At 69.9% G+C, this 17,601-nt stretch carries 15 protein-coding genes; 9 read left to right on the top strand and 6 right to left on the bottom strand.

Going from position 1 to position 17,601, the window contains the following annotated elements; all coding sequences use genetic code 11:
* Positions 1-68: 68 nt before the first annotated feature.
* The 7 genes from G406_RS44350 to paaK all read left to right on the top strand — a co-directional run bounded on the left by G406_RS44350 (position 69) and on the right by paaK (position 10,029).
* Positions 69-1,217 carry a serine hydrolase domain-containing protein gene (locus G406_RS44350; RefSeq protein WP_211241018.1) on the top strand — a complete coding sequence of 383 codons (1,149 nt, stop codon included), beginning with the start codon at positions 69-71 and terminating at the stop codon, positions 1,215-1,217.
* Between the two features lie 81 nt (positions 1,218-1,298).
* A complete protein-coding gene (locus G406_RS0103180; protein WP_051341401.1) occupies positions 1,299-1,844 on the top strand; it encodes a hypothetical protein in 546 nt (181 codons plus the stop codon).
* Positions 1,845-1,861: 17 nt separating this feature from the next.
* Positions 1,862-2,791, top strand: a complete 930-nt coding sequence (locus G406_RS0103175; RefSeq protein ID WP_051341399.1) for an AraC-like ligand-binding domain-containing protein — start codon at positions 1,862-1,864, stop codon at positions 2,789-2,791.
* A gap of 86 nt (positions 2,792-2,877) precedes the next feature.
* Positions 2,878-4,347 carry a phenylacetaldehyde dehydrogenase StyD gene (styD, locus tag G406_RS0103170; protein WP_028932677.1) on the top strand — a complete coding sequence of 490 codons (1,470 nt, stop codon included), beginning with the start codon at positions 2,878-2,880 and terminating at the stop codon, positions 4,345-4,347.
* Between the two features lie 327 nt (positions 4,348-4,674).
* A complete protein-coding gene (locus G406_RS0103165) occupies positions 4,675-6,612 on the top strand; it encodes a primary-amine oxidase (protein WP_028932676.1) in 1,938 nt (645 codons plus the stop codon).
* Between the two features lie 46 nt (positions 6,613-6,658).
* Positions 6,659-8,701, top strand: a complete 2,043-nt coding sequence (gene paaZ / locus G406_RS0103160) for a phenylacetic acid degradation bifunctional protein PaaZ (RefSeq protein WP_028932675.1) — start codon at positions 6,659-6,661, stop codon at positions 8,699-8,701.
* 2 nt (positions 8,702-8,703) lie between these two features.
* The gene (gene paaK, locus G406_RS0103155) at positions 8,704-10,029 is read left to right on the top strand and encodes a phenylacetate--CoA ligase PaaK (RefSeq protein WP_028932674.1); all 1,326 of its coding nucleotides are present in this window, start codon (positions 8,704-8,706) and stop codon (positions 10,027-10,029) included.
* Between the two features lie 53 nt (positions 10,030-10,082).
* Here paaK and G406_RS0103150 read toward each other — a convergent pair whose 3' ends face one another.
* On the bottom strand, positions 10,083-11,351 hold the full coding sequence (locus G406_RS0103150) for an alpha/beta hydrolase (RefSeq protein ID WP_156934647.1): 1,269 nt from the start codon (positions 11,349-11,351) through the stop codon (positions 10,083-10,085).
* Between the two features lie 179 nt (positions 11,352-11,530).
* Between G406_RS0103150 and G406_RS0103145 the strand changes: the two genes are divergently transcribed.
* Together G406_RS0103145 and G406_RS44345 are read left to right on the top strand one after the other, a co-directional pair.
* Positions 11,531-12,058 carry a DinB family protein gene (locus tag G406_RS0103145; protein WP_028932672.1) on the top strand — a complete coding sequence of 176 codons (528 nt, stop codon included), beginning with the start codon at positions 11,531-11,533 and terminating at the stop codon, positions 12,056-12,058.
* 10 nt (positions 12,059-12,068) lie between these two features.
* The gene (locus G406_RS44345) at positions 12,069-13,322 is read left to right on the top strand and encodes a lyase family protein (RefSeq protein ID WP_037074706.1); all 1,254 of its coding nucleotides are present in this window, start codon (positions 12,069-12,071) and stop codon (positions 13,320-13,322) included.
* A gap of 43 nt (positions 13,323-13,365) precedes the next feature.
* Here the strand turns inward: G406_RS44345 and G406_RS0103135 are convergent, their stop codons facing one another.
* The 5 genes from G406_RS0103135 to G406_RS0103115 all read right to left on the bottom strand — a co-directional run bounded on the left by G406_RS0103135 (position 13,366) and on the right by G406_RS0103115 (position 17,600).
* Positions 13,366-14,151, bottom strand: coding sequence for a phytanoyl-CoA dioxygenase family protein (locus G406_RS0103135; protein ID WP_028932671.1), 786 nt, complete (start codon positions 14,149-14,151; stop codon positions 13,366-13,368).
* A gap of 43 nt (positions 14,152-14,194) precedes the next feature.
* Positions 14,195-15,016, bottom strand: a complete 822-nt coding sequence (locus G406_RS44340; protein WP_211241017.1) for a GntR family transcriptional regulator — start codon at positions 15,014-15,016, stop codon at positions 14,195-14,197.
* 95 nt (positions 15,017-15,111) lie between these two features.
* A complete protein-coding gene (fabG, locus tag G406_RS0103125) occupies positions 15,112-15,885 on the bottom strand; it encodes a 3-oxoacyl-ACP reductase FabG (RefSeq protein ID WP_028932670.1) in 774 nt (257 codons plus the stop codon).
* Between the two features lie 13 nt (positions 15,886-15,898).
* Positions 15,899-16,918 carry a phosphotransferase enzyme family protein gene (locus tag G406_RS0103120; RefSeq protein ID WP_051341397.1) on the bottom strand — a complete coding sequence of 340 codons (1,020 nt, stop codon included), beginning with the start codon at positions 16,916-16,918 and terminating at the stop codon, positions 15,899-15,901.
* A 37-nt stretch (positions 16,919-16,955) separates the two neighbouring features.
* Positions 16,956-17,600 carry a microcompartment protein gene (locus G406_RS0103115; protein ID WP_028932668.1) on the bottom strand — a complete coding sequence of 215 codons (645 nt, stop codon included), beginning with the start codon at positions 17,598-17,600 and terminating at the stop codon, positions 16,956-16,958.
* Between the last annotated feature and the right edge of the window lies 1 nt (position 17,601).

Genomic DNA, 17,601 nt, shown 5'->3' with positions numbered 1-17,601 from the left:
GCCGATTAGTTTCGCGGTCGGCCCGGGTCTGTTCTGGCGAGAAGGCCGGGTGTGGCGAGGAGGATGCGATGGGTGACATGGGTCTGCGCGCGGCGGCGGAACGGCACGTCGGGGATTCACTGGTGCCGGGGCTGGCCGCCGTGGCCGCCCGAGGGGACCAGGCCGAGGTACTGACGCTGGGCTCGGTGAGCATCGGCGGCCCGCCGGTGCGGCGGGACTCGCTGTTCCGGATCGCCTCGACGTCGAAACCGATCACCGCGGCGGCCACGCTCGCCCTGGTCGACGAAGGCCTGCTCGCGCTGGACGAGCCGGTCGACCGGCTGCTGCCGGAGCTCGCCGATCGTCGGGTGCTGCGCCGGATGGACGGGCCGCTCGACGAGACCGTGCCGGCGCGACGGCCGATCACCACGCGCGACCTGCTGACCTTCACCTGCGGTTTCGGCATGGTGGCCGAGATGTTCCAGGCGGAGACGCCCTGGCCGGTCGTGGCGGCCGCGAGCGAGCTGGACCTGCAGCAGTTCGGCCCACCGGACCCGGCGCGCCAGCCCGACCCGGACACCTGGATCGCCCGCTTCGGCTCGCTGCCGCTGATGGCCCAGCCGGGCGAGAAGTGGATGTACAACACCGGTGCGTCGATCCTGAGCGTGCTGCTCGCCCGGGCGGCGGGCACGTCGCTCGCGGACGTCCTGCGCACCCGGCTGTTCGAACCGCTCGGCATGCGGGACACGGCGTTCTGGACGAAGGACACCGATCGGCTCACCACCGCGTACCGGCCGGCCCCGGACGGGCTGGTCGAATGGGACGGCCCGGACGGGACCTGGAGCACACCACCGGCGTTCTGCGACGGCGCCGCGGGCCTGGTGTCCACGATCGACGATCTGCTCGCCTTCGCCCGGATGCTGCTCGAGGGCGGAGCGCCGGTGCTGTCGGACCGGGCGGTGGCCGCCATGACGAGCGTGCAGCTGACGGCGGAGCAGCGGACCAGCGGCGCCGTGTTCCTGGAGGAGGGAACGTCCTGGGGGTTCGGGCAGGCGGTGGCCGCGAACGGCGCCTACGGATGGGACGGCGGCTACGGCACGTCGTTCCTGGTCGACCCGAACGAAGAACTGGTCGTCATCGTGGCGACCCAGCGGATGTTCGACTCGCCGGCGCTGCCACCGGTGCATCAGGACATCCGGGCCGCGGCGTACGCGCACGTGGCGCACAATGGTCGATAGTCGACGCGCACGTCACTGGCGGGCCCCGGTGATCAGCGACATGATCGCTGCTACTCGACCGTCCCCGACACTGGAGTCACCGTGCCCACCACCACGATCGCCCGCGCCCACGAGACGGCGGACGAGCTGTTCGAACGTCACGCCACGGTTTTCGGCGACGAGCTCCCGATCTACCGGGGGCACGTGCACCGGGTGATCGGGGTCGTCGGACTGCAGTGCGACGTCCCCGCCGACATCGCCGCACCGCTGGGCATCGCGGCCTTCTTCCACGACGCCGGAATCTGGTTCGACGGCACCTGGGACTACCTGCCGCCCTCGGCCCGCCGCGCCACCGAGGAGCTGGGCGAATCCGATGCACAGCACGCCGAGCTGGTATCGAGCCTGATCACCGAGCACCACCGGATGCGCAAGGCCCGGCACGACGACCCGCTCGTCGAGGCCTTCCGGCGCGCCGACCTGACCGACGTCTCCGCCGGTCTGATCGGTGCACCGGGCGCGAGCAGAGCACAGTTCAAGGAGCTCGTCGCGCAGTACCCGGACAAGGGATTCCGACCTATGCTGATGCGGGCCTTCGGTCGAGGGCTCAAGGAGTCGCCGGTGAACCCGGTGCCGATGATGAAGTTCTGAATTCCGGTGAGCATGCGATGAGCACTGTGGTGCGGGCCGCCGACCAGGCCCCGACCGACCGGGTCGACTACTGGCGGCACACCCTGTCCCGCACCTTCGTGCCCCTCGACACGACGCCCGGTGACGCCCCGTTCGACGGGACGCTGCGCTCCACCGACCTGGACGGCCTGCAGCTCGCCGAAGTGACCGGCACCGGCCAGGTCGTGCACCGGGACCGGGCGATGATCCGCCGTGCCGACCCGGAGTACTACAAGATCGGGTTGCAGCTGCGCGGCAGGGGACTGGTGCTCCAGGACGACCGCGAAGCCCTGCTCACACCCGGTGACTTCGCGGTCTACGACACGTCGCGGCCCTACCGGCTGGTGTTCGACGAGACGTTCCGGATGCTGGTCCTGATGTGCCCCCGGTCCGCGGTGAAGGTGCCGGAACGGACCATGGCCCGGATGACGGCCGTGCGGGTCAGCGGCCGGGAAGGGACCGGCGCGCTGGTCTCGCCGTTCCTCGCCGGACTGGCCGCACAGCTCGACGCGGTGTCGGAGTCGGCCGCATGGCACCTCAACGAAGCCGTACTGGACATGCTGGCAGCGGTCTTCACCGACGGATCGTCGGCGCGCTCCGACAGCCTGCTGTTGCGAGTCCACCGCTACATCGAGGACCACCTCGCCGACCACGACCTCGGACCGGACACCGTGGCTGCCGCTCACCACATCTCCACGCGCTACCTGCAGAAACTCTTCGAGCGCGAGGGTGAGACGGTGGCCGGGTGGATTCGGTCGCGGCGGCTGGAGCGGTGCCGGCGTGACCTGACCATGCTCCCCGACCGGCCGATCAGCGCCGTCGCCGCGCGCTGGGGCCTCGTGGACGCCGCCCACTTCAGCCGCACGTTCCGCGCCGCCTACGGGGTACCGCCCCGCGCGTACCGGCAGGCGGGCCGCCACAACGGATGAGCCGACGGGCAAGACGACCGTGACCGACAAGTTCTGGGCCGTGAGGCGCAAGACCGGGCGGTGAACGGCGAGGCACCGTGAGGGGCATGACGACCATTGACGATCGCCGTGCCACCGACCTGCCGCACCAGCTGCTGATCGGCGGTGAATGGCGGGATGGCTCGGCGGGGACGTTCACCGACCGCAACCCGGCCACCGGCGAGGCACTCGTGGAGGTGGCGGCCGCGTCGGCCCAGGACGTGGACGCCGCCGTGCGTGCCGCTCGGGCACAGCTGGAGGGTGACTGGGCCGCGATGCCCGGGACCGAGCGCGGCCGCATCCTCAACCGGACGGCCGACCTGATCGAACGCGACGCCGACCTGCTCTGCCGGCTCGAGGCGCTCGACGTCGGCAAACCGGTCGGGCAGCCCGCCCTGCTCGACATCCCCAACGCCGCCGCCACATTCCGGCACTTCGCCGGATGGGCCGACAAGATCACCGGATCGTCGATCCCCACCGCCGGGTACTTCGGGCGGCCGACGCACTCGTACACGGTCCGCGAGCCGGTCGGTGTGATCGGAGCGATCACACCGTGGAACACCCCGCTCATGATCGGCGGATGGAAGATCGCACCCGCGCTGGCCACCGGCAACACCATGGTCGTCAAACCCGCCGAGGACGCACCGCTGTCGACCATGCACCTGGCCGCCCTGCTGGAAGAAGCCGGACTGCCGCCGGGCGTACTCAACGTCGTGCCGGGACTCGGCCCCGATGCCGGGGCGGCGCTCACCGCGCACCCGGACGTCGACAAGATCAGCTTCACCGGAAGCCCCGAGGTCGGCCGCGCCATCCAGATCGCGGCCGCCGAGACGTTCAAACGGGTCACACTGGAACTCGGCGGCAAGTCACCGCAGATCATCCTCGCCGACGCCGACGTGGAAGCCGCCGTCCAGGGCACCGCCATGGGCCTGTTCTTCAACCAGGGCGAGGTGTGCGCCGCCGGCACACGCGTGCTCGTACACCGCTCGCTGTACGACCAGGTCGTCGACGGTCTCGCCGGCGCCGCGAAGGCCCAGGTCCTCGGCGACCCGTTCGACGGCGCGACCACCATGGGCGCGCTGATCAACGCGAAGCACCGCGACCGGGTCCTCGGCTACATCGAGGCCGGCCGTGCCGACGGTGCCAGCGTCGTCGCCGGTGGCGGACAGCCAGACCTGCCCGGCTACTTCGTCGAACCGACCGTCTTCGCGGGCGTCGACAACGACATGACGATCGCGCGCGAAGAGATCTTCGGGCCGGTCGGCTCGGTCATCCCGTTCGACGACCCGGACGAGGCCATCCGCATCGCCAACGCCTCCCGCTACGGCTTGGCCGCGACCATCTGGACCCGCGACGTGTCACACGCGCACGTACTCGCCGGGAAAGTCCGCGCCGGCGCCGTGTGGGTCAACGGGTGGGCCGCGATCAACCCGGCGCTGCCCTGGGGCGGCATGAAGACCAGCGGCATCGGCCGCGAGCTCGGCTGGAGCGGAATCCTCGCCAACACGGAGGAGAAGGCTGTGACCGTAATCCTCTAGGGCTTGTTCTTTGGGCCTGTTCCGCGCGGAGTTTTTCTGTAACCACCCCACTCGCTTCGCTTCGGGGGTGCTTCCAGAAAAACAAGCTCCTTCGTCGCCGGGCGCGCGCTTGTGGGGCCTTGGCAGCCGCCGTTCGGGTTGGGAGCCTGGTTGGGGACATTCAGTGCGCCGGCCTTCGCCGGAACTCCTTCGGAGACTCGCGGAGCCGGCTCCACTACCTCCTACCGCAGTTGGTCCGACCGCACTCAGTCCTTACCTCAGTTGGTTCCTACCGCGGTTGCTCTAGCTCATCCATCCTGATCGTCAGATAGTGGACACGGAGTTGCCATGACCGTCACTACCGACCAGCTTCGTCGCACGCATCCGCTTGATGCGGTTGTCGCGGAGGAGGTCGCCGAGGTTCGTCGGATCGTCGACGAGGCTGGGCTCGTCACCGACAGCACGCGGTTCGTGTATGTCGGGCTCGATGAACCCGACAAAGGGGAGGTGCTCGGGCACTCGCCGGGAGACGTTGTTGCGCGGCGGTTCCGCGTTCTGCTGATCGACCTGGCCAGCCAGGTCTCGCGGGACGTCGTGGTCGACGTCGCGGCCTCGGCGGTCGTGTCGCGGATCGAGCTGGACACCGTCACCTCCGGGCAGCTCCCGGTGCTCGACTCGGAGTTCGAACTGGTCGAGCAGCTGCTGGCGGGGGACGAGAGATGGCTGGCGGCGCTCGCGGCTCGGGGCCTCGACGTGGAGAAGGTGCGGGTGGCCCCGCTGTCCGCCGGGGTCTACGCCGACGAGTACCCCGAAGAGACCGGTCGGCGCATGTTGCGCGGGCTGGCGTTCGTCCAGGAACACCCGACCGACGCCGCGTGGGCGCACCCCATCGACGGGCTCGTCGCCTACGTCGACACGATCAACCGGGTCGTCGACCGGGTGATCGACGCCGGCCCGGTCCCGATCCCCACCGCCGACGGCAACTACGACGACCCGGCGGTGAGCGGCCCGGCACGCACCACCCAGCGGCCGATCGAGATCACCCAACCAGAAGGCAGCAGCCTCCAGCTCGACGGCAACCAGCTGAGCTGGGAGAAATGGTCGCTGCGGGTCGGGTTCGACGCACGCGAAGGCCTGGTGCTGCACCAGATCGGGTTCGACGAAGGCGCCGGCGTGCGGCCGATCATCTACCGGGCATCCATCGCCGAGATGGTCGTGCCCTACGGCGACCCCGCACCGGTGCGGTCCTGGCAGAACTACTTCGACACCGGCGAGTACCTCGTCGGGCGCTACGCCAACGCACTCGAGCTGGGCTGCGACTGCCTCGGCGACATCACCTACGTCGACGCGGTCATCTCCGACGAACAGGGCAACCCGAAGACCCTGCCGAACGCGATCTGCATCCACGAGGAGGACTACGGAATCCTCTGGAAGCACACCGACCTGTGGAGCGGCTCCGCGCAGACCCGCAGGCAACGGCGGCTGGTCGTCTCGTTCTTCACCACGGTCGGCAACTACGACTACGGCTTCTACTGGTACCTGTACCTCGACGGCACCATCGGCTTCGAGACCAAGGCAACCGGCGTCGTGTTCACCTCGGCCCACGACGGCGGCGACTACCCGTACGCCTCGCAGATCGCCCCCGGGCTGGGCGCCCCGGTACACCAGCACCTGTTCAGCGCCCGGCTGGACATGACCGTCGACGGCGTGCGCAACCGGGTCGACGAGGTCGAGGTCCAGCGGGTGCCGATGGGACCGGACAACCTGCGCGGCAATGCGTTCACCATGCGGCACACCCCGCTGGAGACCGAGTCCGCGGCACAGCGCGACGCCGACCGGAGCCGCAACCGCGTGTGGCACATCGTCAACCCGGACCGGCTCAACCACGTCGGCAAGCCGGTCGGCTACGCGCTCATGCCGGAAGGGCTGCCGACCCTGCTGGCCGACCCGGACTCCTCGATCGCCTCGCGCGCCGCGTTCGCCACCAGGCACCTGTGGGTGACCCGCTACGACCCGGCCCAGCGGTACTCGGCGGGTGACTTCGTCAACCAGCACGCCGGGGGAGCGGGACTGCCCAGCTACGTCGCCGCCGACCGGGACATCAACGGCCAGGACCTCGTCGTCTGGCACACGTTCGGGCTCACCCACGTGCCGAGGCCCGAGGACTGGCCGATCATGCCGGTCGACTACGCCGGGTTCACCCTCAAGCCGGTGGGGTTCTTCGACCGCAACCCCACGCTGGACGTGCCGCCGTCCGGATCGACCCATTGTTCGGGACAGTCCTGACCCGCTAGTCTGCACGAACGAACATTCGGTAGATGGAAGGGACGTCATGACCACCACCCCGCTGCGCAGCTACGTCCAAGGGGCTTGGCACAGCCCGACCGACGAGGGGCGCCCGCTGTACGACGCGGCCAGCGGCGAGGAGATCGCCAGGGTCTCCTCGACCGGGGTGGACTTCGCCGGCGTGCTCGACCACGGCCGGCGGGTCGGCGGGCCCGCGCTGCGGGCACTGACGTTCCACCAGCGGGCCGGCCTGCTCAAGGCGCTGGCGGCCCACCTGCGTGAACACCGCGACGAGCTGTACGCGGAGTCCGCGCGGACCGGCGCCACCCTCGGCGACTCGAAGTTCGACGTCGACGGCGGGATCGGCACGCTGCTGTCCTACGCGTCCAAGGGACGCCGTGAGCTGCCGAACGACACGGTCTACCTGGACGGTGCGGTCGAGCCGTTGAGCAAGGGCGGCAGCTTCGTCGCCCAGCACGTGTTCACCTCGCCGCCGGCTGTCGTCGTGCAGGTCAACGCGTTCAACTTCCCGGTGTGGGGTCCGCTGGAGAAGTTCGCGCCCGCGTTCCTGGCCGGAGTGCCCTCGATCGTCAAACCGGCCAGCCCGACCGCGTTCCTGACCGCGAAGCTCGTGGAGCTCATCGTCTCCTCCGGGGTGCTGCCGGAGGGCTCGCTGCAGTTCGTCGCGGGCAGCCTCGGTGACACGTTCGACCATCTGACCGAGCAGGACATCGTGTCGTTCACCGGTTCGGCGTCCACCGCCGCGACACTGCGCGCGCACCCGACCGTGGTGGCCCGCGCGGTGCGGTTCAGTGCCGAGGCCGACTCACTCAACCTGTCGGTGCTCGGGCCGGACGCGACGCCGGACACCGAGGAGTTCGGGCTGTTCGTGAAGCAGCTGGTCACCGAGATGACCACCAAGGCAGGCCAGAAGTGCACCGCGATCCGGCGAGCTTTCGTGCCCACGGCGCAGGTCGACGCCGTCGTCGAGGCGGTCAGCGCGAAGCTGGCGAAGGTCGTCGTCGGGGCACCCGGCGCGGACGGCGTCCGGATGGGTGCGCTGGCGTCCTTGGAGCAGCGCGAGGACGTCCGGCGCAGCGTGAAGGCGCTCGCCGACGCCGGGCGGATCGTGTTCGGCGACCCGGACAAGGTCGACGTCGTCGGCGCGGATGCCGAGAACGGCGCATTCCTGTCACCGATCCTGCTGGTCGGTGACCCGGAGCGGGCAGAGCCGCACGAGGTGGAGGCGTTCGGTCCGGTGTCGACCGTGCTGCCGTACGACTCGACCGAGCAGCTCATCGACTATGCGGCACGCGGCCTGGGCAGCTTGGTGGGATCGGTGGTCACCGCCGATTCCGCGTTCGCCAGGCAGCTGGTGCTCGGGGTCGCGCCGTGGCACGGCAGGCTCCTCGTGCTCAACGCGCGCGACGCCGCCGAGTCCACCGGGCACGGCTCGCCGCTCCCGGTGCTCGTGCACGGCGGGCCCGGTCGCGCGGGTGGCGGTGAGGAGCTGGGCGGCATCCGGGGCGTGCTGCACCACATGCGCCGCACCGCGATCCAGGCCGACCCGGACACGTTGACCGCGATCACCGGGCGCTGGGTCGCCGGTTCGCGGCGGACCGTCACCGACGTGCACCCGTTCCGCAGGCACCTCGAGGAGCTGTCCATCGGCGACACGATCGTCGCCGGTCCGCGCACGGTGACCCAGGAGGACGTCGAGCACTTCGCCGAGTTCACCGGCGACACGTTCTACGCGCACATGGACGCCGAGGCCGCCGCCGCGAACCCGTTCTTCGGCGAGCGGGTCGCGCACGGCTACCTGGTGGTCTCGCTCGCGGCCGGTCTGTTCGTCGACCCTGACCCGGGCCCCGTGCTGGCCAACTTCGGTGTCGACAACCTGCGGTTCCTCGCGCCGACGAAGTTCGGTGACGAGCTGACCGTGACGTTGACCGCGAAGCAGATCACCCCGCGCGACACCGCCGACTACGGCGAGGTCCGATGGGACGCGAACATCACCAGGGGCGACGGCGAGTCGGTCGCCCAGTACGACGTGCTGACCCTGGTCGCCAAACAGCCGAAGGGCGAGTAGCCATGAGCACCAGCACCCGCCGGCTCGGTGACCCGTTGGCGGCCGAGCTGTGGGACGACGCGGAGCGGATGAGCACCGACGAGCTACGTGCGGTGCAGCTGTCGCGGCTGCGGTGGACATTGCGGCACGCCTACGACAACGTGCCGTTCTACCGGTCGAGCTTCGACGCGGCCGGTGTCCACCCGGACGACTGCCGGGAGCTGGCGGACATCGCGAAGTTCCCGCCGACCACCAAGGCGGACCTGCGCGACAACTATCCGTTCGGCATGTTCGCCGTGCCCCAGGACCAGGTGCGCCGGGTGCACGCCTCGTCGGGGACGACTGGGCGGCCGACCGTGGTCGGCTACACCGCCCGCGACATCGAGAACTGGGCCGGTCTGTTCGCCCGGTCGTTGCGCGCGGCGGGGGTTCGGGCCGGTCAGAGGGTGCACAACGCCTACGGCTACGGGCTGTTCACCGGTGGCCTCGGTGCGCATTACGGCATCGAGGCACTGGGAGCCACGGCGATCCCGGTGTCCGGCGGGATGACCCCGCGCCAGGTGCAGCTGATCCAGGACTTCCAGCCGCACGCGATCCTGGTCACCCCGACGTACATGTTGACGATCATGGACGAGTTCGAGCGTCAGGGCATCGACCCGCGCACGTCGTCGCTGCGGGTCGGGGTGTTCGGGGCGGAGCCGTGGACCGAGCAGATGCGCGCCGAGATCGAGGAGCGCATGGACATGCACGCGGTCGACATCTACGGCCTGTCCGAGGTCATGGGGCCCGGGGTGTCGCAGGAGTGCGTGGACACCAAGGACGGGCTGCACATCTGGGAGGACCACTTCCTGCCCGAGGTCATCGACCCGCTCGACGGCACCCCGCTGACCGACGGGGAACAGGGTGAGCTGCTGTTCACCTCGCTCACCAAGGAAGCGCTACCCATCATCCGCTACCGCACCCGCGACCTCACCACACTGAGGCCGGGAACGGCGCGACCGTCGATGCGGCGCATGGAGAAGATCACCGGACGCACCGACGACATGATCATCCTGCGCGGGGTCAACGTCTTCCCGACCCAGATCGAGGAGATCGTCCTGCGCACCGCCGGGCTGTCACCGCACTTCCAACTCGTCCTCACCACCCGAGGCCGGATGGACGCCATGGGCGTCCGCGTCGAAGCGCGCCACGGAGTCGACCCGGATCAGCGCACGGCCGCGGCCGCCGCGCTCGTTCACGCGGTCAAGGAGACCGTGGGAGTCAGCGTGACCTGCGAGATCATCGAGCCGGACACCCTCGAACGCTCCGTCGGCAAGCTCAAACGCCTCATCGACCAGCGCAACCGCTGAACCACCCGTGAGTGGCGAGTGGTCCTATAGGACCACTCGCCACTCACGGGTTTCTAGAGGGCGCCGAAGCGGGCCGGGCCGGGGCGGACGTGGCTTCCGCTGATCCCGGAGCACGTCGCGCGGTAGTGGTCCAGGTTGTCGCCGTCCGGGCCGAGGACCTCGTCGGCGAAGGTCCGCATCGTCTCGAAGGCGAACGGGGCGTTGCGCTGCAGGTTCAGGTTGTGACCCGAGTTCGGGATCACCGCGGCCCGGAAGCAGGCGGCCTCGGAGAAGTACTTGGACTCCTGGCGCTGCAGCTCCTGGCTGCTGGTGCAGTGCTGCTGGTTCACCCCGCAGAAGAACAGCTCACCGGTGCCGTTGACCAGGAACGTGGGCACGGTGATGGACTTCGTCTGATGCGGGAGCGGCAGCTCCAGCTCCGTGCTGCCTCCTGGCACCTGGCCCAGCGGAACGGCGCCGAAGCGGGGATAGAAGCTCGCCACCTCACCCGCTGTGAGCGTGTCGTCGAGCTCGGTCGCGGAGTAGCGCAGCATCTTCGGGTCGACGTTGCTCAGGTCGTAGAAGTAGTCCTGGTCGCGGCCGGTCGGGCCGAGGGTCAGATAGCCCGGCGGCCGGTCACGGAACTGGGGGTCCAGCTGGGCCGGCTGGAACGTCGAGAACACCCGTAGCAGCGGGCCGTTCTGGAACGTGCTGCCCCACGCGGTGGTGATGATCGCGTCGGCGTCGTTGTACTTCGACGTCTCCCGCCACGTCGTCGCGGAACCGTAGGAATAGCCGACCAGCACGACCCGCTCGAACCTGTGACCGCCGATATCGCCGTGCCGGAGCTTGCCGATCAGCTGATGCACCATAGCTGCCTGCGCATCGAGCGTGACCAGAGCAGCCGGCGGTTTACTGCTCTTCCCCGCGCCCAGCCGATCGATTGCGAAGATCGCGTATCCGGCATCGGTCATGTAGCGTGAATAGTTGTATTTCTCCGGCTCGAACCCGACATTCCAATAACCATTGTTGTAGGTGATTCCGTGCAGAGCGAGCATGACGGTCTTCACCTGCCCGTCGTGCGGCAGGCACAGCCGCCCGTGCACGGTGAGGTCGGGCTTTCCCGGGTTGACAGCTTTGGCCAGGACATTCGCACCCGGCGCTGGCACCATCTGCTCGTCCAGAACCGAGGCCGGGACCGGGACATCGAGGAACCGACACCCCGGCCCGGCGTCGTCGTTCACCGGTTCAGCGGCGTTCGAGGTCGCCGGGACCAGCATGGCCACCGCGAGTGCGACCACCGCCGCGGCTCCCACCGTCCGCCACCGAGGGATTCTTCTCACGACCGAACTCAACTCCTCTGTTGACGTCTGTCAGTGCACTGGTCAACGAATGGAATAAAGCTGGCGCAGCCGCATTTCCGTAACGCATGGCTGTTATTGATATAGCCGGTGACCCGGTGTGACGATCGATATACTCGGCTCGTCGTCCGGCTACCGGGGAGTCGTGACAAGATCAGGTCATGGCTGTCACCCGTGCCGAGCTGATCCGCTGGCAGTTCGACCTGACCTGGTCACTCGTGGAGCTGCACCTGGACGCGTTGAAGCCGGGAGACCTGCTGTGGGAGCCCGCCGCGCTCTGCTGGACGGTGCGGCCGGCCGACGGTCGCTGGGTGCCGGACTGGTCGGACACCGAGCCCGACCCGATCCCCGTTCCGACGATCGGCTGGATCACCTGGCACATGGGCTGGTGGTGGTCGGTCACGCTCGATCACCTGCAGGGCCGGGAGCCGAGGGAGCGCACCGACGTCGAATGGCCGGGCGGGCGCGACTCGGTCGTCGAATGGTTGCGCGACCTTCGACGGGAATGGCTGGCGGTCCTCGCGCGGCTCACCGATGACGAGCTTGACGGCGCCGCACCCTTCCCGTGGTCGGACGATCCGGACAAGACCGTGGCCCACACCCTGGCCTGGGTCAACGCGGAACTGATGAAGAACATCGCGGAGGTCGGCCAGCTCCGGCTGTTGCGAGGGGCCGGCTCACCTGGTTGAAAGGCTGGACATGGCGCCTGATCGCGACACCCCGCTCTACGGCCAGCAGACGCGGCTGTCCTTCGAGAACTTCCCGGCACCCGGTCGGGCCTTCGGCGACGTCGGCGAGTTCGTTCGCAACTACGCGCTGGTGAAGCTGGCCGCCGCCCGCGCGAACCAGGCCGTCGGAGTGCTCGACGTGTCGCGCGCGGACGCGATCGCTCAGGCGTGCACGCAGATCGCCGACGGGCTCCACGGCACCGAGTTCCCGTCCGCGCTCGTGCTCGGCGGCGGCGGGACCACGACCAACATGAACGTCAACGAGGTCGTCGCCGCGCTCGCCTCCCGGCTGGGCGGCATCGACGTACATCCGAACGACCACGTCAACGCCTCCCAGTCGACCAACGACACCTATCCGACGGCGATGGCGCTCACCGTGCTGGACCTCGTCGCGCGGCCGCTTGCCGCGCTCGACGAGCTGGCGGTTGCGCTGCTGCGCAAGGCCGCGGAGTTCGACGAGACCCCGCACCTCGGCCGTACCTGCCTGCGCGACGCGGTGACGGTGACCGCCGGACAGACTCACCGCGCGCAGGCCGCCGCCATCCAGCGCGCCGCCGAGGGGCTGCGGTCGGCCGCCGAGCAGCTGACCTCGGTGCCGATCGGGGCCACGGCCGTGGGTACGGGCCTGGGTGCGCCCGACGGATACGCGGAGGTGTGCCTGACCGAGCTCGTCGCGGTCACCGGCCACGAGCTGCGCCCCGCGCCCGACCTGTTCGACGCGCTCGCCCACCTCGACCCCTACGCGGCGGTCGCCGGCGCGGGCGCGCGGGCCGGGATCACGCTGGCGAAGATCGCGGCCGACGTCCGGCTACTGTCGTCCGGGCCCGCCGGCGGAATCGGGGACCTCACCATCCCCGCCGTCCAGGCCGGTTCGTCGATCATGCCGGCGAAGGTCAACCCGGCGACCCCGGAGTACGTGATGCAGCTGAGCTACCGCATCCGAGGGGCGGCGAACACCGTCGAGTACGCGGTGGCGGCGGGTGAGCTCGAGCTCAACGTGATGGAGCCGGTGATCGTGGACGCCCTGGTCTCGATCTTCGCCGACCTCACCGGCGCGGCGACGGCCTTCGCCCGCCGCTGCGTCGCCGGCCTCGCCTGGGACGGCCCACGCAGAGAGGCGAACCTCGCCGGCGCCCTGGACTCCTGGGTGACGCTCTCCACCGAAAGCGGATACGACGAGGCCGCCGCTCGCTACCGCAAGACCCCACCACCCGCGAGCCGCTAGATCCCGCGGCGCGAGTCGGAGGATCGTGGCCGTGAGGCGGTGCTCACGCGCCCGACTCGCGGGGGGCGGGCGCGCCGGCCAGAGCGGCGAGGATGGGGCGCTCCACGGGGGTCGGGGCCTGGGGGTCCAGGGGGAGAGGTGCTCTGGGCAGCAGCGGGGGCTGCGCCATGAAGCGGGGCGTCGTGCCCCGGTGAGGCTGGGCGGCGTGCACCAGGAACGGATGGCACAGGTAGACGTCACCGGCCGTACCGGTGGCGTAGGCCTCGGGGCGATGGGCCGACGCGGGTACGGCGTCGCGGCACAGGTCCATCCATTCGCGGCCGTCGTCGCCCGCTTCGACGAGCAGCGGCGGCACGTCGAGGTGCGAGCCCACCCGGATCCTGGTCGGTGCATCGTCGGGGCCGACGTCGGAGAACAGGAACAACATGAGCAGCGCCCGGCCCCGGGACCGCAGGTTCACCCGGTAGTTGCCGTCCGCACCCGCGAAGCTCGCCTCGACGTGCCAGCCGTCGTCGGTGGGCAGCTGCTCGGTGGGGAAACGCACCGGGAAAGTACCTAGGCTGCCTCGCGGCACCCACCGGCCGGATCCGACGAGCTGGTCGAACGCCTCGTGCAACACCGGGGTGTTCGCGGCGCGCCGGAAGGGCTCCGTGGCGAAGTCACTCAGCCTGATCACCGGCTCCGTCCAGGTGGACGGGTCCTCGGGGTCACAGCCGGTCGCCGCCCACAGCTCGGCGCCGCACCGGTCGACGAGGTCGCGCGGTACAGCGGCCGGGACATGGACGAACCCGGCATCGACAAATCTCGCGATCTCCTCGTCGGTCAACACCCGCCCAGTGTCGCGGCCCTCGTCGGGGCGGTGCCACCGAGTTTCAGCCCGACCGCCCCGGTGAGGAGACGATCTCGATGCGCTGGCCGGGCTCGGTCGAGGAGCCGGCGGCGCCACTCGCCGAGGGTGACCTGATCACGATGCGCGTGCGGTCCGCCCGGAACAGATCGTGGGAGAACTCGATGGGCTCACCGTCCCGGTCGGTCGTCGTGCGGGTGATCGACAGCAGCGGAGCCGGACCACTCAGGTTGAGGATCGCCGCCTCGTGCTCGGTCGCGGTGACCACCTCGATCTGTTCGACCGACTCGGCGGGGCTCACCTGGAAGTGCTCCTCCAGCAGCTCGTAGACCGAACCGCCCAGCGGTAGCTCCAACAGCCCGGGGAAGCGTGCGGCGGGCAGCCGCGCGTGCTCGAGCGACAGCGGGCTGCCGTCGGCGAGCCGGATGCGGACCACCTCGACCACGAGCTCACCACGTGGCAACCGCAACGCGGTCGCGGTCGCCTCGTCGGCGCCGACCATCGCCGTGCTGAGGATGCGGGTGCCGGCCGTCATGCCCTGCTTGCGCAGCAGCGCGGGCACGCTGACCACGCTCGACAGGTCGCGCTCGATCTTCGGTTCGCTCACGAACGTCCCGCCGCCTCGGCCGGGCAACCGTCGTACGTTCCCGCTGCGTTCCAACGCCTCCAGCGCAAGCCGGATCGTCGAACGACTCACCCCGTACGAGGCGGCGAGCTCACGCTCCGGGCTGAGTCGCTCGCCGGGCTTGAGGGTGCCCTCGGTGATCCGCGTGTGGAGCTCGTGGCGGATCTCCTCGGCGGTGAACTCGTAGGCGCCGCCGTCCTCGGCGATCATGTCGACGGTCATGCTGGAACTGCACCTCTTCGTCCGGTCGGTGAGCCCAGGGTATAACCAATACCGACCAAAGCTGGCATTCGGTCGCGTGTTGCTGCTGTGAATGCTCAGGCCATGGCGTCCAGCGACTCGGGGACGATCTGGCCGCCGTCCACCACGAGCGCGTGGCCGGTGATGAAGCCGGCCTCCCTGGTGGCGAGGAACAGCGCGGCGTAACCGATGTCGGCGACGGTTCCCAGACGTTTGAGCGGGATCGACGCGCTCATCTGGTTCAGATATCCCTCGCCGAGATCCTGCAGACCCTCGGTCAGCACGTTGCCCGGCAGCACCGCGTTGACCGTGATGCCGTCGGGTGCCAGCTCGAGTGCCGCGGTCCGCATGAAGCCGAGCTGGCCGGCCTTGCTCGCGCCGTAGTGCGTCCAGCCGGAGAACCCGGTGAACGGGCCGGTGATCGACGAGGTGATGACCACTCGGCCGTGACCGGACGCGCGCAGCGCGGGCAGGCACGCCTGGACGGTGAGCATCGTGCCCTTGAGATTGGTGCCGAGCACGTCGTCGATGTCGGCCGCGGTCAGGTCGGCGAGCCTGCCCTCCGGGAACTTCCCGGCGTTGGCGCACACCACGTCGATGCCGCCGTGCCGCATCGTTGCGGCGGCGGCGATCGCGGCGCAGCCCGCCGGGTCGCTCACGTCGGCCGCGAGCGCGGTGACCGAGCCCCGGCCCGCGTCGAGTTCCTCGGCGGCAGCCTGTGCGGTCGTGGCATCCCGCCCGACGATCAGTACCTTCGCGCCCGCGTCGGCGAACACCGAGGCGATGCCCTTGCCGATGCCTTTGCTCGCACCGGTCACGACGACCGAGCTGCCGGCGAGTGAGGTGAACATGGAGTCCTCCTGGTCAGGTGTGTCGGGACAGATACTGCTCGGCGAGCGCGCACGAGTCCGCCGTGTAGTCGGCGCCGAGGCCGCGCGCGAAATCCACCCCGGTGTGCGAGCCGATCCAGGCGACCAGCAGGAGCCTGCGGAACAGCACGAACGTCCAGATCTCCGCCTCGTCATCGGCGGGCAGCGGCAGGACCCGGCGGTAGCCGCGCAGCCACCGGTCGATGAGCTCGGGCACCTCCGGCTGGTGCTCGAAGAAGCTCACCGCCGTGCCGAGGTCATAGAGGTACCAGCCGTTGCCGCAGTGGTCGAAGTCGATGACGCTGACCGCATCGGCGTCGTCGGCGCTGTCGTCGACCAGCAGGTTGGCGAGCCGGAGATCGGCGTGGATCAACCCCCACCGAGCCGGACCCGAGCCGAACGCCGCGAGCCGTCGGCGCAGCGTGTCCTCCAGCCTGCCGAGAACGGCGCGTTCCTCGGGGCCGACACCGACGCCGTCGCGCCACTGCCCCCAGCGGGCCCCGGGGCCGAAGGCCGCGTCGCAGTTCCAGCTGAACCGGCTGAACCCGGCCGGTCGGGGCCACTGCCTCGCGTGCCGGTGCATGCGTGCGGTCAGCTCGCCGAGCGTCTCGAAGTCCCGGTGCCTGCGTGTCTCCGGCGGCTCCCCGCCGGACAGGAACTCGAAGCGGACCGCCATGCGCTCCGGGCCACCGTCCGTCGGGACGACCGTCGCCACCGGTTCACCGTCCACAGTGGGCAGCACGTGCGGAGTGCGCACGCCGGCTTCCTCGCGCAGCGCGTCGAGCCAGCGCAGCTCGGACACGACGTCGGCATGGTCGTGGTAGCCGAGCCGGTGCACCCGCAGAATCGATGCCGTGCCGGTGGCGGCGTCGGTGACGCGGAAGGTGGCGTTCTCCGACAGGTCGAGCAGTGACACGTCACAGCCCGGCGCGACGTCGTACTGCTCGAGTGCCTGGTGGGCCACCTCGGTGAGCCGGGCGACCGCGTCGGCCTCGGAGAGATCGTGGTTGGTCATGGTGGTGTCCTCGTCGTTGAGTGACCTGCGCGGGGAGCTAGCCGGCGCGCCCCTCGATGCCGGTCAGCACCGAGGTGATCGCATCGCGGGCGGTCAGCACCTGCGCGGTGGTGCCGCTCAGGTAGAGACGGCCCGCCGCGCCGATCATCGACACGGTGACGATCGTGATGCCCGGCGCCGCCTTCTCCGCCTCGTTGGCGGCGACCGACGCGAACAGCGCCGGCGTCATCTCGTAGACCAGCAGGCTGTCCCCGGGTAGCACCATCGACGCGTCCCGGTTGCGGTTGATGATCACCGCGTGCTGGTCGGTGAGGTTCTCGATGACGTCCGAGTAGAGGATGCGGGGTGCCAGCTGATCGGCCGGGCCGGCGCCCAGACCATCCAGGATGGCCTTGCCCGCCGCGTCGATGTCCGCGCGGTCGTCGCTGTGCACCTCGAGCACGCCGAACTGGCGCTCGACGAACAGGATTCCCGGTTCGACGCTCGGCACCGACTTGAGCGCCAGGTCGGTCACCCGCTCGATCGCCAGGCCAGGAGCCACCTCGATGATCAGCGAGTGCTGGCCCCGGACCGGCGGATAGCCTCTCGCTCTGGTCGGTGTACCCAGGTAGGCGGCGAACTGGCGCTGCAGATCCTCGATCGGCAGGTAGACCCGCAGCTCCGGTGCGCCCGCGTGCGACACG

Origin of the sequence: Actinospineispora spinosispora DSM 44797 (assembly GCF_000429025.1) — a bacterium.
Taxonomy (GTDB): domain Bacteria; phylum Actinomycetota; class Actinomycetes; order Mycobacteriales; family Pseudonocardiaceae; genus Pseudonocardia; species Pseudonocardia spinosispora.
This window is presented reverse-complemented; position numbering and strand designations above follow the sequence as displayed.